We start from the raw sequence: 20,549 nt of genomic DNA, 5'->3' as shown, positions 1-20,549 counted from the left end.
TCAGCTCTTCACCTTGGTGAAGTCCATCGCGCTGAGGGCGTTGAAGCCCATCCCGCTGACGTCCTTCTGCGTGGCGTAGGTGTGCTGCATCCGGTAGAGCGGGACGTAGCAGTGCTTCTCCACGACGCCGAGGGTGTTGAGCTCCTCGTAGATCGGCGCGGCGGCAGCGGCGTCGTCCTGCTCCAGGGCGGAGGCGACGAGCTCGTCCATCTTCGGGTCCGGGCAGTTGCCGGTGATCGAGACGGACTTCATGAAGCCGCTGGCGAAGAAGTCGGGCACGGCCACGTTCGGGACGCCGGCGAAGAAGTAGATGCCGTTGAGCTGGCGACCGACGATCTGCTTGACCAGGGTGCCGTAGTCGACGGGGTTGTACTTCACCTTGAAGCCGGCGGCCTCGAGACTGCCGCCGATGGCCTGGGCGACCTCGTCGATGTTGACGTACTGGCCGGCCGGGTAGGTGATCGGGACCTCCGGGCTGCCCTTGACCAGGCTCTTGGCCTTGGCCGGGTCGGCGTCGACCTGCTCGGCGGGCTCGCTGCCCGGCTTGATGTTGAGCAGGCCCCCGTCCGGGATCACGTTGCCGTCGAAGATGCCCTCGGCGATGGCCTCGCGGTCGATCGCCAGCGCCGCGGCCTCACGCAGCTGCGGGTCGTCGAAGGGCGCCTTGTTGGACTCCAGGAAGGCGATGATCTTCATCGCCGTGTCGACGGTGGTGGTCTTCAGACCGGCCTTCTCCGCCTGCTCGGCCTGCGCCTGGGGCAGGTCGAGGGCGATGTCGACGCTCTCGCTCTGCAGCAGCGCCAGGCGCTGGGAGGGCTCGTTGGACCAGGTGAACTCGACACCCTCGTTCTCGGGCTCCTCGCCCCAGTAGTCCGGGTTGACCTTCACCGAGATGCTGCGCCCGGCGGCGACCTCGTCCAGGACGTACGGGCCGGTGCCGACCGGAGCGGCGGCGAAGCCCTCGGAGCCCTTCTCCTCGTAGTACTTCGCCGGCACCAGGAAGACGTTGCTGAGCAGGTCGGCGAGGTTGTACTGCGGCTTCTCGGTCGTCACCACGACGGTGGTGGCGTCGGGAGCCTCGACGGTCTTCACGTTGGCGAAGTACGACTTCAGGATCGCGGCGTCGGTGTCGCGGTTGAGCAGGATGCTGTTCGCGACGGCGGCGGCGTCGGCCTTCTCGCCGTTGGTGAACTCGATGCCCTCGCGGACCTTGAAGGTCCAGGTGGTCGGGTCGGTGCGCTCCCAGGACGTGATGATGCCGGTGTCGACCAGCTCCAGGTCGTCGTCGGCGTCGATCAGCGGCTCGAGCATGGTCGACCACACCGAGGCGGCCGTCCGGGCGCCCACGACGGGGTCGAGGGTCGTCGGCTGCGCGTACAGCAGGGCGCGGACCGGGCCGCCGTCGCCGCTGGCGTCGTTGTCGTCGCTACCGCAGGCCGACAGGCCCAGCGCGGTCATGGTCAGCACGGCTGCAGCGGCAACGAGCCGCCGCGAGCCCACGCGGTTCTTGATCATCCTGCTCATTCCTCCAGGCGTCGGGATGCGTCACCTGCTCCCGGGATCGTGACGCGAGCCACACCGTACCGACCGGCCGGTATGAACGTCAACGGCACCCTTCCGGCGAGTTCGGGAACAGTCTTTCGTGACCGTCGTCACGCGCAGGGCCGGGCCATCCGAGCCGGGACCTCGGACCCGGAACCGGGATGATCTTGATTCATACCGACCGGTATGTATGATTCTTTCATGTCCACCACCCTCGAGCGCACCCACGACGGCCGGGCCGCGCGCGTCACGTTCGACAACGCCTCGCGCGCCAACGCGTTCGACGAGACGCTGCTGTGCGACCTCGTCGACACCCTCGAGGCCGCGGCCACCGACGAGGGCTGCGCCGTCGTCGAGCTGGTGATGGCCGGCCCGCACTTCTGCGGTGGCTGGGACACCACCACGTTCCCCGCCCTCGCCGCCTCCGGCGCCGACGCCGTGGCCGGCGGCCTGCGCCGCAGCGACGAGCTCCTCGACCGGATCCGCGACCTGCCGGTGCCGGTCGTGGCGGGCGTGCGGGGCCGGGTGATCGGCTTCGGCGCCGGCCTGCTCGCCGCCATCCACCTCCCGGTCGCCGCACGCGACGCACGACTGCTGCTGCCCGAGCTCGGCTACGGCTTCACCCCGGCCGGCGTCGGGCGCACCCTTGCTCGCGCCCTGCCCCGCGCCCGGGCCTACGGCCTGCTCACCGGCACCACCGAGGCCGACGGCGACGACCTCGTCGCGCTCGGCCTCGCAGCCCGCGCCGTCGCTCCTACGGACCTGGACGAGACCCTCGCCGCGACCGTCACCGCACTCGCCGGGTTGCCGGCGGACGCGGTCCGCGGCCTCGTCACCGTCGTCGAGTCCGCACGCCGCGACGAGGACCCCGGCATCGTGTTCGAGACCTCGGCGCGCACCGTGCTCCGGGGCCTCGCGGCCGGGAGCCGGTCATGAACGCGACCTTCGCTCCGGGCGAGCCGGTCTGGGTCGAGCTCAGCTGCACCGACCCCGCCGCGGCCGAGGCCTTCTACGCCGACCTGCTCGGCTGGGAGGTCCGCCACGAGCAGCTCGGCGACTCGGTCTACCGGATGTGCAGCCTGGACGGGCGCGACGTCGCCGGCATCTCCGAGGCAGGGATGCACGGCGGGCGCCCGCACGGCTGGATCACCTACTTCGCCGTCGACGACATCGAGCAGGCCACCCGCACCGCCCGGTCGCTGGGCGGGGAGGTGCTCACACCCCCGCGCCACCTGCCCGCAGCCGGGCACGGGGCCTCGGTGCTCGACCCGCACGGCGCCGTCCTCGGCCTCTACCAGGGCGTCGCCCGGGCCGGTGTCGAGGCGCTCAACGGCCGCGGCGCCCTGTGCTGGAACGAGCTGGACACCGGGGAGCCCGAGCAGTCGCTGGCCTTCTACGGCGCCCTGTTCGGGTTCGCCTCGCAGCTGCACACCTCCGCCACCGGCCGCCCGTACCGGGTGCTCACCATCGAGGACCGCCCGGTCGCGGGCCTGCTGGAGCTGGAGAGCACCTGGCCCAACCTGCTGCCCTCGAAGTGGATCACCTACTTCGGCGTCGACTCCCTCGAACAGGCCGTCGACCGCGCCGTCGCGCTCGGCGGCACCGCGGGCCGTGGCCCGCTGGCCAGCCCCTACGGCCGGCTCCACCTGGTCCGCGACTCCGGCGGGCACTCGCTGTGCCTCATCGAGCTCGAGGCCGACCTCCGACCCGCCCACCCCTCGACGAAGCCGACGGTGACCCGATGACGACCGAGCCCCTCTTCGACTCCACCACGTTCCGCCGGGTGTGCGGACAGTTCCCGACCGGGGTCACCGCCGTCACGGCCGTGACCGACACCGGCGAGGTCGCCGCGCTGACCGTGAACTCGTTCACCTCGGTCTCCCTGGAGCCCGCGAAGGTGCTGTTCTGCCTGGCGACGTCGTCCTCGAGCTTCGACCGGCTGCAGCGCGCCCGCCGGATCGCGGTGCACATCCTGGCCCAGGACCAGGAGGACGTCGCCCGCCGCTTCGCCACCTCCGGGCTGTCCGGGGAGGAGAAGCTCGAGGGGGTCGAGTGGACGGCCGGCCCCGACGGCGTGCCGATCATCCCCGACACCCCGGCGATCCTGGCCGGCACCACCGACGAGGCGATCACCAGCGGGGACCACGTGATCTTCGTCCTCGACGTCGACCACGTGCACCTCAAGCCCGGCCCCGTGCCGGCGCTGTCGTTCTACCAGGGGCGGTTCGCCTCCCCCACCGCGGTCATCGCCGAATGAGGGCCGGCTGAGGGCCGACTGAGGGCCGACTGAGGGCCGACTGAGGAACGCGAAGGTCAGGGACGCAGGCCGTCCAGGATCAGCTCGCAGAACTGGTCGGCGATCTCGTCGATGCCCAGGCGACCGTCCGGCCGGTACCACTGGAAGGCACCGGCGCACATGCCGATGATGCCGAAGGTCGCGATCCGCCCGGTCAGGCTGTCGCGGAACACACCGGTGTCGATGCCGCGCTGCACCGCGTCGAGGAACAGCGACTCGAGCTCGTTGCGCTTGGCCGCCACGGTCTCCAGCCGCTGCCCGGTCAGGTGACGACGCTCCTGGGAGAAGATCGTGACGTGCGCGCGGTGCGACTCCACGCCGCCCAGGCTCAGCCGGATCAGGGCGCGCAGCTGCTCGACCGGGTCGTCGTCCTTCTCCCGGATCGCCGTGGCAGCCTCGATCTGGCTGTCCAGGTACTCGTTCTGGATCTGCCAGAGCACGTCTTCCTTGCTCTGGAAGTGGTGGTAGAACGCGCCTTTCGTCAGGCCCGCGCCGTCGACGATCTGCTGCAGCGTCGTACGGTCGAAGCCGTCACGCTCGAAGAGGTCCAGCGCGCTCTGGATCAGGGCGCCCCGGGTGCGCTGCGGGTCGTAGCCGTCCGGCCACTTGCGGCGCCCCGATCTCGGCGCGCCACCTTCGGAGTCAGACTTCACCAGGGCTTCCCCCTCGGGCCTAGGCGTAGTAGCGGAACAGGAGCTCGGCGACGCAGCAGGGCTGCGACTCGTCCGCGAACTCTACGACCAAGGACGCCTTCGCCTGGACACCTGAAGCAGATTTGTCGTCGGTGCCGGGCAGCTCGACGGCGTCCACGAGCGTCGCGACGCCCTGGATCGGGGTGCCGGGGCGCAGCGGCTGGATGAAGCGCACCCGGTCGAGGCCGTAGTTGACGCCCATCGTGAAGCCGCGCACGTCGAGGATGTCGGCGAGCAGCAGCGGGGCCAGCGAGAGGGTCAGGAAGCCGTGGGCGATGGTCCCGCCGAACGGGCCCTCCTTCGCGCGCTCCACGTCGACGTGGATCCACTGGTGGTCGCCGGTGACGTCGGCGAAGGCGTTCACGTCGGCCTGGCTGACGCTGCGCACCTCGCTGACGCCGAGCTCGGCTCCGACCAGGCCGAGGAGGTCGTGTGGGCTCTCCACGATGGTCCGGCTGGGTTCGCGCACTGGGGGTCCGATCGGAGGCGGGAAGGTGGCAGCGCCGGCGAGCCAGGACCGCAGCCCTGTTCATACCGACTGGCATGTATTTACCACGCCTGCGACCACCCCGGCAACGGTGCGCGACCGCCCGCGGACCGCGGAGCACCCTCGCCGGGACGCCGCGAGCCGCGGCTCAGGACCGCCGCAGGCGTCGTACGACGCGGGCGCCGGCCTCACGCACCCGCGCGGCTGCGCCCGCCGGCACCAGGGCCGGCACCAGGGCAGGGGCGGGGGCCGGGCGGCGCAGGTCGTGGACCTGGCCGAGCAGGCGGCTGCGCTCGGAGCGCAGGGAGCGGGTGTACTCGCGCAGCCAGTCGACGTACTCCCGGGCGGCCCCCAGGTCGTCGGCCTTCGTCGCCTCGACCGGTCCCGGCAGGTCGACGGCGGCCAGGCGCTGCTCGAACGAGACGCCGCCGTCGCCGTGGGTGAAGGTGTTCTTCAGGCCGTGGGCGTCGAGGTAGGACTCGAACCGGGCGAACCGCTCGCGGTGCCCGGCCACCATCGGACCCCAGTCGGCCTCCTCGAGCAGGCGGGCGGGGTCGACGTCCTCGGGCAGGGTGGTGAGCACGTGGTGCGGGATCTGGAAGTAGCGCGCGAGCTCCAGCGTCCGAGCGTCGCCGGAGAGGACCAGGGCCGGCGTGCCGGCGAGGATCGCGGCGATGTTGCCGTGGATGCGCCCGCCGATGGAGAAGTCGACGTCGCGCAGGTCCCGGATCCAGGTGCTGGGGTCCATGTAGACGCGGACCTTGCCCTCGGCGTACATGGGGTGCTCGGGGTTGGTGGGCACCGAGGTGAGGGCTCGGAGGTTGCGCGGCAGGGTGCGCCAGCGCAGCGAGGTGGCCTCCACGTTGTTCTGGCCGATGAAGATCGTGCGGGGGAACCGCTCGCGGACCCGGTCCACGATGCGGCCGAGGTCCTGGTTGCGGAACAGCGCGTGCGAGCCGTTCATCGAGATCGTCGAGTCCGCGGTGGGACCGGCGCTCGGCTGGCGGAAGGGCAGCTCGGGGCCGTGGCGGAACATCGAGGGGCAGCCGATGACCTCGACGTCGCGGAAGCCCAGGGAGGTCAGGTACTCGGCGGTGAACTCGCCGCGCACGCCGATCGAGGGGCCCTTGTCGAGCACCGCGGAGACGAAGTCCTTGACGGTCTCCTCCATCGGGCGCAGGTGCTCGACGTCGCCGCCGACCCCGGCCTGGCCGCCCACGCCGAGCACGACCACGGGCTTGGTGGACCTGCGGATGGTGCGGGTCAGGCGCTTGAGGCCGGGCTCGAAGGAGGGCCGGAACGCGTTCGCCAGCGGGACGACGAAGGCGTCGAACTCCTCGTTGATCCGGTCCCCCAGCTTGCCGCGCACGCCGTCGGAGGAGGTCGAGACGACCTCGACGCCGGGGACGTCCATCAGCTTGTGGGCGGCCTCGCTGAAGACCAGGTTCCCGCTGTTGGTCAGGATCGTGTCCCGCTCGATCGACTCCTCGAGGCCGACGATCTCGAACGGGTCCTTGCCGGAGCGCATGAGCAGGCGGGTCACGCGGCTCACGCTAACGGATCCGCCCCTGCCGGACCGCGCTGGCCGGGCGGCGTCAGCGCGGGGCCATCCGCAGGGCGCCGTCCATCCGGATGGTCTCGCCGTTGAGGTAGTCGTGCTCGACGAGGTGCAGGGCGAGCGAGGCGTACTCCTCGGGGCGGCCGAGGCGGGGCGGGAACGGCACGCCGGCGGCGAGCCCGGCGCGGAACTCCTCGGAGACGGTGGCCAGCATCGGCGTCTCCACGATGCCGGGGCAGATCGTGTTGACCCGGATGCCGTACTGCGCGAGGTCGCGCGCGGCAGGCAGGGTGAGGCCGACGACGCCACCCTTGGACGAGGAGTACGCCGCCTGGCCGACCTGGCCGTCGAAGGCGGCCACGGAGGCGGTGTTGACCACGACGCCGCGGGCGTCGTCGGCCAGCGGCTCGGTGGCCGCGATCTTCTCCGCGGCCAGCGTCATCACGTTGAAGGTGCCGATCAGGTTGACCTGGACGACCTTGGCGTAGAAGGCGAGGTCGTGCGGGCCCTTCTTGCCGAGGATCCGCATCGAGGGGCCGATGCCGGCGCAGTTGACCACGATCCGCAGGGGCTCGACGCCGGCAGCGGCGGTGTCGACGGCCGCTTGGACCTGCTCGGGGTCGGTGATGTCGGCGGCCAGGTAGCTCACGCCGTCGACCTCGGGTGCGTTCGCGATGGAGGAGGCCAGGTCGAGCACGTGGACGCGGGCACCCTTCTCGGCGAGGGCGCGCGCGGTCGCGGCACCCAGGCCGGAGGCTCCGCCGGTGACGATGGCTGCACTGCCTGCGATCTGCATGGGAGGGGTCCTTTCAGGACGCGATGGGGTGGGGGCCTGTCCGACGGAGGCGTCGGACAGCGCGGTCGCGGTCACGGGCCCGAGGGTCGCCGTGGAGCGCCTGGAGAACGTCAGGGAGCACGGGACGCGCCACCGGAGGCACCGATCGATACTAGCAACCGTTCTCTAGTACAGGTTCTCGTATCAATTCGGGTGTCACAATGGCCGGGTGCCCCCGCCCGACGCGTCCGACGGCCCGAGCACTCTCGGCGACCCCGCGCCGGCTCCGGCGCGCCGGCGGACCCGGCGCCAGCTCGACCTGCTCGACCGGCTGGTGGACCTGCTCGTCGCCGAGGGCTTCCTGCACCTGACCCTCGACGAGGTCTCGGCCCGGCTGCACTGCTCCAAGACGACCCTCTATGCCCTCGCCGACTCCAAGGCGGACCTCGCGGTGCAGGTCGTGCGGCGCTACGTCGAGGTCTCCGCCGAGGCCGTCGAGGCCCGCGTCGCCGAGGTCACCGACCCCCGGGAGCGGGTCGCGACCTACCTCGCCGCAACCTCGGGGCGACTGCGCCCGCTCTCCGGTGCATTCCTGGACGACGTCACCGGCTTCCGTCCCACCGCCGAGGTCTACCGCAGCAGCACCGCCGCCGCGGCCGACCGCCTCCGGGAGCTGATCGCCGAGGGCGTCGCTTCCGGTGCGTTCCGGCCCGTGCACGCCGCCTTCGCCGCCGAGATGGCCACCGCCACGATGTTCGCCGTCCCCCGCGGCGACCTGACCCGGCGCCTCGGCCTCAGCGACACCGAGGCGTACGGCGAGCTCGGCTCGCTGCTGCTGCACGCGCTGGCCTCCGACACCTGACCCTGCAGCACTCCCCCGGTCGGAGCGGCCGCGGACTCCTCCCGACAGAACTGGAACACGTTCTAGTATGAGCCTCGCGCCGGCGGACGCTCGGCGAACGAGCCACCTGGAGGATCCCGTGACCGCTGTGCGACCCGCCCGCTTCACCGACCGCAGGGTCGTCGTCACCGGAGCGGCCGGCGGTCTCGGCCGCGTCGTCGCCGAGCTGTTCCGCAGCGAGGGTGCCCAGGTCCTCGGCACCGACGTGGTCGCCGGGGACGGCGTCGTCGCCTGCGACCTGACCGACGACGCCGCGCGCGACGGCTTCGTCGCCCGCGCCCTCGCCGACCTCGGCGGCCTCGACGTGCTGTGCAACGTCGCCGGCATCCAACAGTTCGCCGAGCTCGGCAAGCTCACCCCGACCGGGGTGCGCAAGCACTTCGAGATCAACGCCCTTGCACCCCTCATGCTGACCCAGTCCTTCGCCGAGGCGCTCGTGGAGAGCAAGGGCAACGTCGTCTCGGTCGCGTCGATCTCGGCGGTGATGGGCCAGCCCTACAACACCCAGTACTGCGCCTCGAAGGCCGCGCTCCTGCTGGGCATGCGCTCGCTGGCCGTCGAGCTCGGCACCCAGGGCGTGCGCGTCAACTGCGTCTCCCCCGGCGGCATCGAGACCCCGATGATCGAGGCCGCCGCCGCGGGCCTGCCGGCGAACGTCAACTGGGACCTCATCGCGAAGAGCCAGTCGGTCATCCCCGGCTTCATGCCGCCCGAGGACGTCGCCGAGGCGTTGCTCTACCTGGCCTCCGATGCCGCGCGCTCGGTGACCGGGGCCAACCTCGTGGTCGACCGCGGCGTGGTCTGGTGAGCATCGGGCCCCGCGCGGGCGTCTCGGGCATGGGCGTCGGCATGACGCTGCCGGTGATGGAGCCCGACATCACCCCCGAGACGCTGCACGAGTGGGCCACGCTCATCGACACCGGGCCCTACAGCTGTCTGTCCTTCGGGGAGCGGATCGCCTTCGACAACCCCGACGCGCTCACCCTGCTCGGGGCGGTCGCGGCGTGGACGAGCCGGGTGCACCTGACCACCACCGTCGTCGTACCGCAGCTGCACGACCCGGTGCTGCTGGCCAAGGCACTGGCGACCGGGGACCGGCTCGCCGGCGGCCGGCTCTCCGTCGGCCTCGGGGTCGGCGGCCGCGACGAGGACTACGCCGCGGTGGGCGCGGACCTGGCGGACCGCACCATGGCCGACCTGGCCGAGCGCGCATCCGTGCTGCGCCGGGTCTGGGCGGGCGAGAACCTGACCGGCGCCACCCGTCCGGTCGGGCCCGCACCGCACCGCGAGGGCGGACCCGAGCTGTTGGTCGGCACCCACGGGGTGCGCACGCTGCGGCACTCCGCGCGCTGGGCCGACGGCCTCGCCGGGATGACCCTCGACGCGGACGTGTCGGGCACCGACACGCTCTTCGACGTCGCGCGTGCGGCGTGGGCCGAGGCGGGCCGGCCCACGCCCCGGCTCACCACGTCGTTCTGGTTCGCGTTGGCCGAGACCTCCGCCGACCCGCGCGGGCAGGTGCACACCCACCTTCGGCACTACATGAACTGGATCCCGGCGAGCTTCGTCGACGCCCTCGCCCCGACGGCCGGCTTCGCGGGCACGCTCGCCGAGCTGCGTGCGCTGCTGGCTCGCTTCGCCGACATCGGCGCCGACGAGGTGCAGCTCATCCCCACCAGCGACGACCCGCGGCAAGTCGAGCTGGTGGCCGAGCTGCTGGACTGAGCAGCTCGGCCGGCAGGGCCCCGGCCCGAGCGAGTCGCCTTGTCGCGATTCCAACCCGGGGACGACTGCGCCGTGACAGTGTCGGCCCCGTCCTCATCAGGACGCTGACCCCAACGACTCGGACGAGGGACTCTGTGGACAACGCGCTCATCCCACTCACCCCCATGGAGCTCGCAGGCACACCTGACGTTCCGGACGGCAACGTGCTGCTCTGGCGGGAGCAGGACGGCATCGTCGTGATCGGCGACGAGCAGGACCGCAGCCGGTTCCTCGAGTCGCTCGACGTGGCGCGCACCCACGTGACGACGGCGGGCGCGGCCGCCGGGTCGGTGGCGGCGGTGGCTGGGACCGCGGGTGAGTACTTCCGGCTCACGAAGACGTCCGCGGAGAAGCTCCATGTTCTGGGGAAGCAACACGATCCGAGCGGATCCATGTACGGCTTCGTGAAGTCGGGCAACCGATTCGCCGGCAACCTGCGGTTCGAGGAGGTCCCGGTTGCTCCCGAACAGGTGCTCGCGTTGCAGTCGGCGGCCGTTTCACTCGCCCTGCGTTCGGCGATCGCCGACGTGCAGGCGGCCGTGGAGCGGGTCGAGGACAAGGTCGAGGACGTGCAGCGCCACCTGCGCGCCCAGCTCAACGGCGACGTGATCGGCACGCTGCGCCACCTTGAGCGCGTCGCGACCGCCACCCAGCAGCGCGGGGTCCTGCTGGAGGCCGACTGGGCCAGCGTGGCGACCGTGCGGGTGGACATCAGCCGCAACCTGGAGCGGTTGCGCGACTTCGTGGCCCGTCAGGCCGGCGAGATCGATGCCCTGGCCCGCCTGCCCCGGCGCGAGGCCAAGCTGGACGACTTCCTCGAGCCCGGCGGTGGGCGGGACCAGCTCAACCTCATCCTGGTCTCGCAGCACTCGCTGCACCTGTGGGAGATGCTGCGTGTGGCGCAGGTACGTCAGCGGGAACCGGCTCACGTCGAGTCCGCGATCGAGGACGCTCGCCGCTCGCTCGCCCAGGAGCGTCGCAAGAACGAGGAGCTCATCATCTCGGTGTCGGCGGCCGTCGACGACCTCCGTCAGATCCGTCCGCTGGAGGTGCACCGATTCTTCAGTGCCCGTGAGATGCGGCAGACAGCGGCGGACATCCACGACTCCCTGGCCCAGTTCGCCGAGGCCGCCCGACTGCCGCTGCCCGAGGTGGGCGAGATCGTGCAGCCGACCGTGCGGGACGCCCGCGACGAGGCGCAGGCCCGCGCGCTCGACGCCGCGCGGACCGTCAGGGCACTGGGGACGGCGGCCGCGCACACCGGTTCGTCAGTGCTCGGCAAGTCTCGGGAGAGCGCTCGGCGCCGGTTGCGGCGTGACCGGCCCGACGCCGAGCACGGCCCGGACGCGCCGCACATGATCGAGCGGGACCTCCCGCCGGAGACCGAGCCGGCGGACTGAGCCGACCGAGTCAGAGGACCGAGTCAGGCCGGATCAGCGCGGACCCTCCGACGGGGCCGGCGCCTCCGCGCCGCCACGGACCCGCTCCAGGGCGTTCATCAGGTGGTAGAGCACGAGGATCGCGGCGGTGGCGATGGCGATCCCGCCGAGGGTGAAGTCGCCGAAGGCGATCACGTCGTTGCCCATGCCCATCGCGAGGATCAGTGCCGCGGCCACCGGGAACAGGTTCTTCTGCTGGCCGAAGTCGACCTGCCGGTCGATCCACATCCGCACGCCGATCAGCCCGATCACGCCGTACAGCACGAGGGTGGCGCCGCCGATGACGCCGTTCGGGATCGTGAACAGCAGCGCGCCGAACTTCGGGGAGAGCGAGAGCAGGATCGCGACCACGCCGGCCACCCAGTAGGCGGCGGTGGAGAAGACCCGGGTGGCGGACATGACGCCGATGTTCTCGCCGTACGTCGTGGTGGCCGAGCCGCCGCCGAGACCGGCCACGGTGGTGGCGAGGCCGTCGGCGAGCAGCGCGCGCCCGGTCAGGTCGTTGAGCGAGTCGTCGCCGACGAGGTGCGCCACCGAGCGCACGTGGCCGACGTTCTCGGCGACGAGCACGAAGACGACCGGCAGGAACATCGGCAGGACGCTCCACTCGACGCTTGGGCTGGTCAGCTCCGGCAGGCCGACCCAGTCGGCCGCCTTCACGGCGTCGAAGCTCACCACGCCCATGACCACGGCGACCAGGTAGGCGACGACGAAGCCGAGCAGCACCGCGATGCGGCCGAGGATGCCGCGGAAGAGGGCGGCGATCACGACGATCGAGAGCACCGTGACCGCGGCGAGCAGCAGGTGATCGTCGTCGACCGGCTTGCCGCCCGGGGCGAAGCTGCCGCCGGCGTCGAGGTTGATGACGTTGTTCCACGAGGCCTGCGCCAGGTTGAAGCCGATCAGGGCGACAACGCCGCCCATCACCACCGGCGGCATCAGGGCGTGGATCCAGCCCGTGCCGACCTTCATCACCAGCAGGCCGACCAGCGCCAACGCCACACCCGTGGCGGCGATCGCGAACAGCGCGGTGCTGATGTCGCCACCGCTCTTCGCGGCGATGACCGGGGAGATGAACGCGAAGGAGGAGCCCAGGTAGCTGGGCATCCGGTTGCCGGTCAGGAGCAGGAACAGCAGCGTGCCCAGACCGGAGAACAGCAGCGTGGTGCTCGGGTCGAACCCGGTGATGATCGGGACCAGGAACGTCGCGCCGAACATCGCCACGACGTGCTGGCCGCCGAGGCCGATGGTGCGCGGCCAGGAGAGCCGCTCCCCGGGGCGGACCACCGCTCCGGGCTCGACGGACTTGCCGTCACCGTGGATCGTCCAGGCCATCGCCGCCTCCTGCTGCTGGTGGGTGCCCGGGCCCAGATCGGCCGCGGGCGATGAAGCGCCCGAAGCCTAGGTCCCGGACAGGGTGATCCGGCAAGGGGGTGCGGTCCGGATCGCTCCGCATTGTCAGTGAAGCAGGACAGCCCCTCTCCCGCGGCGTGCGGGCGAGGGGCTGTTTTGTGGAGCCGCCTGTCGGAATCGAACCGACGACCTAATCATTACGAGTGATTCGCTCTACCGACTGAGCTAAGGCGGCGTGCCGCCCGAGGGCGACCGCGGAAGCATACCGGCGGGCGTGAGCCGGGAGCGAATCGCCCCGGCTCCGTGGGGGAGCCCGACGGAGGTGCGGTCGCCCTCGAGGTCAGACGACCGCGACGTCGCGGGTGACGACGGCCGTCTGCTGCGCGCCGCACCAGCACGTGAGGTGGACCCGGAAGCCGTCCGCGTGCGCCTCCAGGCCGTGCAGCTGGTCGGCGAAGATCAGCTCGCGGCGTTCGCAGGAGGTGCAGCGGTGGACGAACATCGGGGTTCCTCTCGGGGCGCTCGGCGGACCGCCGGTGAGGACCTGGCACCGGCGGCAGTTCCATCCTGGGGCCTCCGCGCGTCTAGGGGTAGGCTCAGATTGCTGCACTTCCCATAGGCAAAACCTATGGACCGGAGGGATCGGAGGGAGCCGTGCGCGTCCTCTCACTGCACCAGCTGACCTGCTTCCTGGCAACCTACGAGCACCAGTCGCTGACCCGAGCCGCCGATGAGCTCGGCTACGCCCAGCCGTCGGTCTCCGAGCAGATCCGGCTGCTGGAGCGCCACCTCGACGTGCAGCTGTTCCTCCGGGTCGGCCGGGGCGTCGTACCGACCGCCGCGGCGGAGACGCTGCGCCCCCATGCGGAGGCCGTGCTCGCTGCGGTGCAGGAGACCGAGCGGGCGGTGGCCGGGGTCCGCTCGCTGGAGACCGGGACGATCCGGTTCGGCATGTTCGGCGTCGCCCGGTTGTACGGCGGCGCCGGGCTGGTCGCCGACGTCCTCGAGCGCCATCCCGGCGTGCGGGTCGAGCTCGTCGGCCAGCACTCCCGTGACGTGCAGGAGAACCTGCGCCGCGGCCACCTCGAGGCGGCGATGATCGCCGTCGGTGGGGTGAGCAGCGAGGGCATGGCCATCACCCCCATCGCCCGCGACGAGCTGGTCTACATCTCCAGCGACCGCTCTCGGCTCGCCAGCCCGATCACCGCCGGCCGGCTCGCCTCCGCGCGGCTGGTGATGGCCGAGACGACCTGGCGCGACCACGACTCCGCCCGGGTCAAGCTGCGCCGGATGCTGCACGAGGCCGGCTACAACCCCGGCACCCGGATCGAGGTCGAGGACGTCGAGACCGCCGTCGAGCTCGTCGGCCGCGGGCTCGCCGACTCGGTGGTCAACCGGGGCGTGGCCCAGCAGCTGATCCCGCGGCTGGCGCCCGAGGCCGGCTGGGTCTCGCTGGAGCCGCGGCTCTACGACACCCTGGCCATCGTGCACCGCGCCGGCGCCAGCCTGTCACCGGCCACGCAGCTGATGATCGAGCTCGCGACCGCCCGGATCCGGGCGGTCATCGAACCGCTCTGAGCCGGCTCAGCAGCGCTTGCCGTCCTGCGGCACCACGCCGTCGACGAGGTAGCGGTGCACGACGTCGTCGATGCACTTGTTGCCCTTGTTGTAGCCCGTGTGGCCGTCGCCGTCGCGGGTCAGCAGGAGGCCGGTCTCGAGCTGGTTGGCCAGCGCCACCGCCTCCTCGTACGGCGTGGCGGGGTCGCGGGTGGTGCCGATGACCAGGATCGGCGGTGCACCGGAGCCGTCGATCTCCAGGTCGGGCGAGTCGGTGGCGGTGAACGGGATGTCCGCGCAGGCGGTCAGGCCCCAGGCGAACAGTCGGCCGAAGGTGGGCGAGGCCTTCTCGAAGTCGGCGAAGTTCTCCGGCACCTCGTCGGCGGTGACCGCCCACGGGTCGTCGAGGCAGTTGATCACGGAGATCGCCTCGAGGCTGTTGTCGGTGTAGCGACCGTCCTCGCGCGAGCCGTAGAAGTCGGCCAGGTAGAGCAGCACGCTGCCGTCGCCGGCCAGCCCTTTGCGCAGCGCCTCGTCGAGGATCGGCCAGTTCCCCTCGTTGTACAGCGGCGTGATCAGGCCGTAGAACGCCAGCCCCGAGGTCAGCTTGCGGCCCTCGGGGTCGGCGGTCTCCAGCGGCTTGGCGTCGATGTCCTCGAGCAGCCCCTTGATCCTCGCCAGGCCCTCCTCGACGTTGTTGCCGAGGAAGCAGTCGCCTGCCTTCACGCAGGCGGCGAGGTAGGAGCGCAGCGCCGTCTCGAACCCGGCGGCCTGGCTGAGCGCACCGTCACGGGAGGACAAACTGGGGTCGATGGCGCCGTCGAGCACCATCCGGCCGACCTTCTCGGGATAGAGCTCGGCGTACGTCGCCCCCAGCCGGGTGCCGTAGGAGAAGCCGAGGTAGTCCAGCTTGTCCTCGCCCAGCGCCTGGCGCAGCACGTCCATGTCGCGGGCCGCCTCGACCGTGGAGACGTGGGCCGCGACCTTGCCGCTGCGCTGCTGGCAGCCCTGCCAGAACTCCTCGGAGTAGCGCTCCCCCTCGGCGACCTCCTGGGGCGTGTCCGGGTCGGGGTCGGCGGCGATCTGCGCGTCCAGGTCGGCGTCGTCGAGGCAGTCGACGGGCGCCGAGGCGCCGGTGCCGCGCGGGTCGAAGCCGACGATGTCGAACGACTTCAGCAGCTCCGCGGCGAAGTACGACTCGGCGTCGCGGACGGTCTCGGTGCCGGGCGCGCCGGGTCCGCCCGGGTTGACCACCAACGAGCCGATCTTCTTTCCGGTGGCGCGGTGGCGCTCCAGCGCGATCTGGATCGTGCCGTCCTCGGGCGCCTCGTAGTCGATCGGCACGACCAGGGTGCCGCACTGGTTCTTGCCACAGGCGCGCCAGCCGACCTTCTGGTCGTAGATCTTCTGCAGGCTCTTGCCCTCGCCGGGCGGGCGGGGGGTGTGCCGCTGCTGCGTGGCACCGTCCCCGGCACTCGGGCCGGAACCGTCGCCGGCGATCACCAGCGCCACGACGCCGGCGGCACCGGCCAGGACCAGGGCGGCGATCAGCACCAGCGCCACGACCGACTTCTTCACGCGCCTGCTCCTAGCCTTGCGGGATCTTCAAGGACACCATCATCGACTCCAGTGCCAAGGCGACCGGGACGTTGAACTCCAGCATCTGCTCACGGGCCGCGAAGATCGCCCCGATCCGGCGCAGGTTCAGCTCCGGGGTCGAGGTGTCCACCAGCTTCTGCACCTGGTCGCGGATCTCCTCGTTGACCAACGCGCCGGGCGCACCGGTGGCCACCGCGATCGCGTCGCGGTAGACCGAGACCAGGTCGGTCAGGCCGCGGTCCACCACGTCGAGGTGGCGGCGCTTGGCGCGGGTGCGCTGTGCCTTCTCCAGGGCGGCGAGCGCGGGCCCGTACTCCCGGGGTCGGCGACCGCGCTCCACCACGCCGTACGACGCGTCGAGGTCGGCCTTCTCCTTCGCGTCGAGCTCGGCGGTGATGGCGTCCGCCTCCTCCTTCGCGGTGCTCGCCAGCCGGGTGGCGGCGTCCATGCAACGCCCGAGGTTGGTCAGCCGGGCGGGGAGCGCGACGACCTCCTGGCGCCGGGTGCGCACCGCCTCGTCGAAGGCCAGCGCGCGGGCCCGGCCGATGTGGCCCTGGCTGGCCCGGGCGGCGTACGTCGCCAGGGAGGGCCCCACGCCCTTGGCGACCAGGAACTCCGCGACCTCGGCGGTGGTCGGGGTGGACAGGGTGACCAGCCGGCACCGCGAGCGGATGGTGGGCAGCACGTCCTCGACGGTCGGGGCGCACAGCATCCACAGGGTGCGGCCGTTGGGCTCCTCGATCGCCTTGAGCAGCGCATTGCAGGCCTGCTCGGTGAGCCGGTCGGCGTCCTCGACGATGAGCACCTGCCAGCGATCGCCCATCGGGCTGAGCGAGGCGCGGCGGACCAGGTCGCGGACCTCGTCGACACCGATGGAGAGCTTCTGGGTGCGGATCACCGCGACGTCGGCGTGCGAGCCGGCGAGCACGGTGTGGCAGGCGTGGCAGGCATCGGGGCAGCCGGGACCGAGGCCGCCGTCGGAGCACTGCAGGGCAGCGGCGAACGCGATCGCGGCGTTCGAGCGACCCGAGCCCGGCGGGCCCGTGAACAGCCAGGCGTGGGTCATGCCGTCACCGGCGACCGCCCGGCTCAGCGCGGTGATGGTGGGCCGTTGGCCGACCAGGCTGTCCCAGACGCTCACGGCGCGTCCTGCAACGGCGCCTGCAGCGGGGCCTGCGCGGCGGGGCGGCGCACCGCCTGGCCCAGCAGCGGCGCGACCCGGGCCGCGACGGCGGCGGCGAGCTCGGCGATCGGGCGGCGGGCGTCGAGGACCAGGTAGTGCTCACCGTCGCGCTCGGCCAGGGCGAGGAACGAGGCGCGCACCCGCTGGTGGAACTCCAGCGACTCGCCCTCGATCCGGTCGCGGCCCTCGAAGCGGCCCAGCCCGGCGGCGGGCTCCAGGTCGAGCAGCACCGTCAGGTGCGGACGCAGGTCGCCGGTGGCCCAGCGCGAGACCTCCTCGATCTCCGCCGGGTCCAGGGCCCGGCCGGCGCCCTGGTAGGCCAGCGTGGAGTCGACGTACCGGTCGGTGATGACCACCTGGCCGGCCTCCAGCGCGGGGGCGACGACGGTCTCGACGTGCTCGGCCTTGTCGGCGGCGTAGAGCAGGAACTCGGTCTTGTCGCCCAGCGCACCGGTCTCCGGGCTGAGCACGATGCGGCGCAGCTCGGCGCCGACGGTGGTGCCGCCGGGCTCGCGGGTGAGGAGGACGTCGTACCCCTGGGCGCGCAGGTGCTCGGCCAGCAGCTGCGACTGGGTGGACTTGCCGCCCCCCTCGCCGCCCTCGAAGCAGACGAAGACGCCGGTGCTGGCGTAGCGGCCGGGGTAGCGGGTCACCCCCCGAACCTACGAGACGGCCCCGACGGCACGCGCCAGTGGGTCAGCGCCGCACCCGCAGCGAGCTCACCTTCTGCCTGCGGATCTCCTTGGCGGTCCAGGGGAAGGTGACCCACTTCTTGGCTCCGAAGAGCCGGGTCTGGTCGCTCGACCACGGCGAGGCCGGGTCCTCGGACTGTCCGTAGGTCAAGATCGTGCGGGCGTTGACCCGTCCCTTGGCGCCGAAGGCGATGGCCTGGATGTGGGAGGAGCCGAAGCCGACCGGCCGCAGCCGGCCCAGGTTGGTCCGCGCACCGTCGCTGTCCAGCGCGTTGGCGTTGCCGGCGAGGTCGCCGTCACCTCCGCCGAGGGGGATCGGCGGCGCGCCGCGGTCCCCGGCGACCTGCAGCGAGCCCCAGGTCGCGTCGGGGGCGATGCCGCGCTGCTTGAGGTAGGCGATCGCCTCGGCCATCGCACCGATCACGTCGCGGTTCGTCTCGTCCAGGTCGCGCGGGGTGTGCTGCGGGTCCGCTGCGTTGAAGGGCACCTTCCAGATGCCCGCGGTGAGCAGGCCGTCGGGGATGCGGGTCACGAACTCCTCGAAGATGTGATAGCCGCGGCTGGTGGTATCGGAGCGGCCGTCCCACCGCGCCAGCGCGGTGCAGTAGGCACCGCCCTTGGCCGCCTGGCAGACCTTGTCGAGATCACCACCGGCCCGCATCACCTCAGCAGCACGCACCCGGTTCTGGTGCTGGGTGCCGCGCAGCGACGCCGGGGTCACCTTCCCGACCCGGAGCCGGTCCAACACGTACTGGTTGACCATCCGGGTGCGCATCGTGCGCTCGCACGACTCACAACCGATGATCCGGGCGAAGCCGGTCAGCCGCTGTGCGGGGTTGGGCAGCCAGTAGGAGTCGTTGGCGTTCATCACCCAGTCGGCGCGGTAGGCGACGGGCAGGTTCTTCGGTCCCAGCACCCCGGGCCGCCCGGCGTCGGCGTCGGTGCCGAACTTGCACGAGGTATCGGCGAACGTGCCGTCCAGGCCGGGCAGGCCGGCGAGGGCGTGGGTGATCCGCCCGATCGGGGTCATGCAGCGGTCGGCCAGCGCGTTGGAGACGGCCGGCACCACCGAGTGGTCCGCATAGACGACGTCGCCGGCCCGGTCGGCGGCGATGGTGTTGACCCACGGCATCCCGCCGCCGGCGTCCTGGCGCCGGATCAGGTCGCGCACCGAGGTCGCCCGGCCCATGTCGAAGAACGTGTCGAGGGTGCGCAGCTGCTCACCGTTGGCGTCACGGATCGCGAAGAAGCTCAGCGGCGTCCATCCCATCAGCGTCGTCGGGTCGTCGATGACGTAGCCCTGCGGCGTGCGGTACATGTCCTCGGTGACGGTGCCGAGGCTGCCGTCCTTGCGCTTGACGACGACCTTGACGACCCGCTTCTCCAGCTGCTTGAGCACCCCGTTGGCGCTCAGGTAGGTGAACGGCGAGCCGACGGTGCGGTACTCGTACGGCGCGAACCGGTAGGCGGTGGAGACCGTGTGGGACCAGGCGACGTCCTTGTTCCACCCGATGTTGACCACCGGCGAGCCGATCAGGCTCGCACCGGCGACGTCGTACCGGCCGGGGATGGTCAGGTGCTGCTGGCTGAACCGGTAGCGACCGTTCCACGGGAAGTGCGGGTTGCCCAGCAGCATGCCGCGCCCCGTCGAGGACGCCTTGCGCCCGATCGCGGTGGCGTTCGAGCCGAACGCGTTGCGCGGGCCCAGCGCCTCGCGCAGCTCCTCGGCGCTGGGCAGCTTCGGCGGCACGATGCCGAAGGTGGCCAGGTCCGGCAGGCCGGGGTCGGTGAGACTGGGCGGCGTCGCGCCGACGATCTGCTTCAGGAAGTGCCCGGTCGAGGCGAGGATGTTGGCCAGGTAGATGCCGTACCAGACGTCGAGCGAGGTCACGTCCGCCTTGAGGTACGACGCCCCGCGGCACCCCCGGTCCGGGTGCCGCTTGCCGTTGCCGACCTTGCGCAGGTACTTGTTCACGCCCGCGGCGTAGCCGGTCACCATCTTGCGCACCGCCGGCCCCGGCCCGGCCTTGGGGTCGGCCAGCAGCCCCTGGACGACCCTGCGGTTGCGCAGGTCGGTGACCAGGGCGTCCATCTGCAGGTTGGTTCCGGACACGCTGACCCCGTCGTCGTACGGCGCGTCGGGGCCGAGGTGGCGCGAACGCTGGCCGCGGGCGGTCATCACGATGTCGGCGAGCGTGCAGGCGGTGGTCTGTGCGGCGGCGTAGCCGGAGCCGAAGCCGAGCGAGCCGTAGTCCTTCGCGGTGATGTGCGGGATGCCGTGCTTGGTCCGCACGATGGTGGCGTCGTAGCGGTACCGCTTCGCCTTCTTCTTGGCCTTCTTGGTCTTCTTGGCCTTCTTGGTCTTCTTCGACTTCGCCTTGGCTTTGGCCTTGGCCTTGGCCTTGGTGGACTTCTTCTTCGGCTTGGCCGCGACGCGCTCGCCCACCTCGTCGCCGGACTCCTCGACCGACGGGCCCGCACCGGGGGCGGCCGCCTGCACGGCCCCCGGGCCGGCCGGGGTCGGCGAGGCGGAGACCGGACCGGCCGCGGCGGCCAGGCCGGAGGAGATCAGGAGCAGGGCGGCCGCGCCCGCGAGGCGTCGTGTGGTCGAGGTCACGCCGTACTCAACGACGGCTTGTAGAACCTGTTATGGAAACGGTGCCCCGGGCGCCGGTGCCACATGCGTCACACGGGCCGGGCTCTTCCTGCGC

General features: G+C 71.7%; 19 protein-coding genes and 1 tRNA gene. 8 read left to right on the top strand and 12 right to left on the bottom strand.

Annotation, left to right across the window (positions count from 1 at the left end; genetic code table 11):
* A complete protein-coding gene (locus tag KG111_RS01100) occupies positions 1 to 1,515 on the bottom strand; it encodes an ABC transporter substrate-binding protein (RefSeq protein WP_205292494.1) in 1,515 nt (504 codons plus the stop codon).
* A gap of 228 nt (positions 1,516 to 1,743) precedes the next feature.
* Here KG111_RS01100 and KG111_RS01095 point away from each other — a divergent pair, with 228 nt between their 5' ends.
* Genes KG111_RS01095 through KG111_RS01085 form a run of 3 tightly spaced genes read left to right on the top strand, consistent with a single transcriptional unit; the run spans position 1,744 to position 3,799 of the window.
* Positions 1,744 to 2,478, top strand: a complete 735-nt coding sequence (locus tag KG111_RS01095; protein ID WP_205292493.1) for an enoyl-CoA hydratase/isomerase family protein — start codon at positions 1,744 to 1,746, stop codon at positions 2,476 to 2,478.
* Positions 2,475 to 3,287 carry a VOC family protein gene (locus KG111_RS01090; RefSeq protein WP_205292492.1) on the top strand — a complete coding sequence of 271 codons (813 nt, stop codon included), beginning with the start codon at positions 2,475 to 2,477 and terminating at the stop codon, positions 3,285 to 3,287. The genes KG111_RS01095 and KG111_RS01090 overlap by 4 nt, the downstream gene beginning before the upstream one ends.
* Entirely contained in the window at positions 3,284 to 3,799 is a 516-nt protein-coding gene (locus tag KG111_RS01085; RefSeq protein ID WP_205292491.1) for a flavin reductase family protein, read from the top strand. Before KG111_RS01090 ends, KG111_RS01085 begins: the two co-directional genes overlap by 4 nt.
* Before the next feature lie 56 nt (positions 3,800 to 3,855).
* Here KG111_RS01085 and KG111_RS01080 read toward each other — a convergent pair whose 3' ends face one another.
* From KG111_RS01080 to KG111_RS01065, 4 genes are all read right to left on the bottom strand, one after another.
* Positions 3,856 to 4,491: a TetR/AcrR family transcriptional regulator gene (locus KG111_RS01080; protein WP_205292490.1), complete on the bottom strand. Its 636-nt coding sequence runs from the start codon at positions 4,489 to 4,491 to the stop codon at positions 3,856 to 3,858.
* Between the two features lie 19 nt (positions 4,492 to 4,510).
* Positions 4,511 to 4,975 (bottom strand): MaoC family dehydratase, encoded by a 465-nt coding sequence (locus tag KG111_RS18410; RefSeq protein ID WP_283770582.1) that lies wholly within the window; start codon positions 4,973 to 4,975, stop codon positions 4,511 to 4,513.
* Between the two features lie 190 nt (positions 4,976 to 5,165).
* Positions 5,166 to 6,560 (bottom strand): polysaccharide pyruvyl transferase family protein, encoded by a 1,395-nt coding sequence (locus KG111_RS01070; protein WP_205292488.1) that lies wholly within the window; start codon positions 6,558 to 6,560, stop codon positions 5,166 to 5,168.
* Between the two features lie 52 nt (positions 6,561 to 6,612).
* A complete protein-coding gene (locus KG111_RS01065) occupies positions 6,613 to 7,371 on the bottom strand; it encodes an SDR family NAD(P)-dependent oxidoreductase (RefSeq protein WP_205292487.1) in 759 nt (252 codons plus the stop codon).
* 208 nt (positions 7,372 to 7,579) lie between these two features.
* On the opposite strand from KG111_RS01065, the gene KG111_RS01060 reads away from it, so the two are divergent.
* From KG111_RS01060 to KG111_RS01045, 4 genes are all read left to right on the top strand, one after another.
* On the top strand, positions 7,580 to 8,212 hold the full coding sequence (locus tag KG111_RS01060) for a TetR/AcrR family transcriptional regulator (protein WP_249666243.1): 633 nt from the start codon (positions 7,580 to 7,582) through the stop codon (positions 8,210 to 8,212).
* Between the two features lie 118 nt (positions 8,213 to 8,330).
* A complete protein-coding gene (locus KG111_RS01055) occupies positions 8,331 to 9,059 on the top strand; it encodes an SDR family NAD(P)-dependent oxidoreductase (RefSeq protein WP_205292486.1) in 729 nt (242 codons plus the stop codon).
* Positions 9,056 to 9,976, top strand: coding sequence for an LLM class flavin-dependent oxidoreductase (locus tag KG111_RS01050; RefSeq protein ID WP_205292485.1), 921 nt, complete (start codon positions 9,056 to 9,058; stop codon positions 9,974 to 9,976). The genes KG111_RS01055 and KG111_RS01050 overlap by 4 nt, the downstream gene beginning before the upstream one ends.
* A gap of 164 nt (positions 9,977 to 10,140) precedes the next feature.
* Complete coding sequence (locus tag KG111_RS01045; protein WP_205292484.1) at positions 10,141 to 11,415, top strand: FUSC family protein; 1,275 nt, start codon at positions 10,141 to 10,143, stop codon at positions 11,413 to 11,415.
* 33 nt (positions 11,416 to 11,448) lie between these two features.
* Here the strand turns inward: KG111_RS01045 and KG111_RS01040 are convergent, their stop codons facing one another.
* The 3 genes from KG111_RS01040 to KG111_RS01030 all read right to left on the bottom strand — a co-directional run bounded on the left by KG111_RS01040 (position 11,449) and on the right by KG111_RS01030 (position 13,309).
* A complete protein-coding gene (locus KG111_RS01040; RefSeq protein WP_205292483.1) occupies positions 11,449 to 12,789 on the bottom strand; it encodes a uracil-xanthine permease family protein in 1,341 nt (446 codons plus the stop codon).
* A gap of 177 nt (positions 12,790 to 12,966) precedes the next feature.
* A tRNA-Thr gene (locus KG111_RS01035) sits at positions 12,967 to 13,042 on the bottom strand.
* 105 nt (positions 13,043 to 13,147) lie between these two features.
* The gene (locus KG111_RS01030) at positions 13,148 to 13,309 is read right to left on the bottom strand and encodes a hypothetical protein (RefSeq protein ID WP_205292482.1); all 162 of its coding nucleotides are present in this window, start codon (positions 13,307 to 13,309) and stop codon (positions 13,148 to 13,150) included.
* Positions 13,310 to 13,461: 152 nt separating this feature from the next.
* On the opposite strand from KG111_RS01030, the gene KG111_RS01025 reads away from it, so the two are divergent.
* Positions 13,462 to 14,385: a LysR family transcriptional regulator gene (locus KG111_RS01025; RefSeq protein ID WP_205292481.1), complete on the top strand. Its 924-nt coding sequence runs from the start codon at positions 13,462 to 13,464 to the stop codon at positions 14,383 to 14,385.
* A gap of 6 nt (positions 14,386 to 14,391) precedes the next feature.
* Here KG111_RS01025 and KG111_RS01020 read toward each other — a convergent pair whose 3' ends face one another.
* Genes KG111_RS01020 through KG111_RS01005 form a run of 4 tightly spaced genes read right to left on the bottom strand, consistent with a single transcriptional unit; the run spans position 14,392 to position 20,455 of the window.
* On the bottom strand, positions 14,392 to 15,942 hold the full coding sequence (locus KG111_RS01020; RefSeq protein WP_205292480.1) for an alpha/beta hydrolase: 1,551 nt from the start codon (positions 15,940 to 15,942) through the stop codon (positions 14,392 to 14,394).
* Positions 15,943 to 15,952: 10 nt separating this feature from the next.
* Positions 15,953 to 17,104 carry a DNA polymerase III subunit delta' gene (locus KG111_RS01015; RefSeq protein WP_205292479.1) on the bottom strand — a complete coding sequence of 384 codons (1,152 nt, stop codon included), beginning with the start codon at positions 17,102 to 17,104 and terminating at the stop codon, positions 15,953 to 15,955.
* Positions 17,101 to 17,799 (bottom strand): dTMP kinase, encoded by a 699-nt coding sequence (gene tmk, locus KG111_RS01010; RefSeq protein ID WP_205292478.1) that lies wholly within the window; start codon positions 17,797 to 17,799, stop codon positions 17,101 to 17,103. The genes KG111_RS01015 and tmk overlap by 4 nt, the downstream gene beginning before the upstream one ends.
* Positions 17,800 to 17,842: 43 nt before the next feature.
* The gene (locus tag KG111_RS01005; protein ID WP_249666242.1) at positions 17,843 to 20,455 is read right to left on the bottom strand and encodes a penicillin acylase family protein; all 2,613 of its coding nucleotides are present in this window, start codon (positions 20,453 to 20,455) and stop codon (positions 17,843 to 17,845) included.
* Positions 20,456 to 20,549: the final 94 nt, after the last annotated feature.

The organism is Nocardioides faecalis, from assembly GCF_018388425.1.
Classification (GTDB): Bacteria; Actinomycetota; Actinomycetes; order Propionibacteriales; family Nocardioidaceae; genus Nocardioides; species Nocardioides faecalis.
The sequence above is the reverse complement of the archived record's forward strand: the minus strand, read 5'-3'. Positions and strand labels throughout refer to the sequence as shown.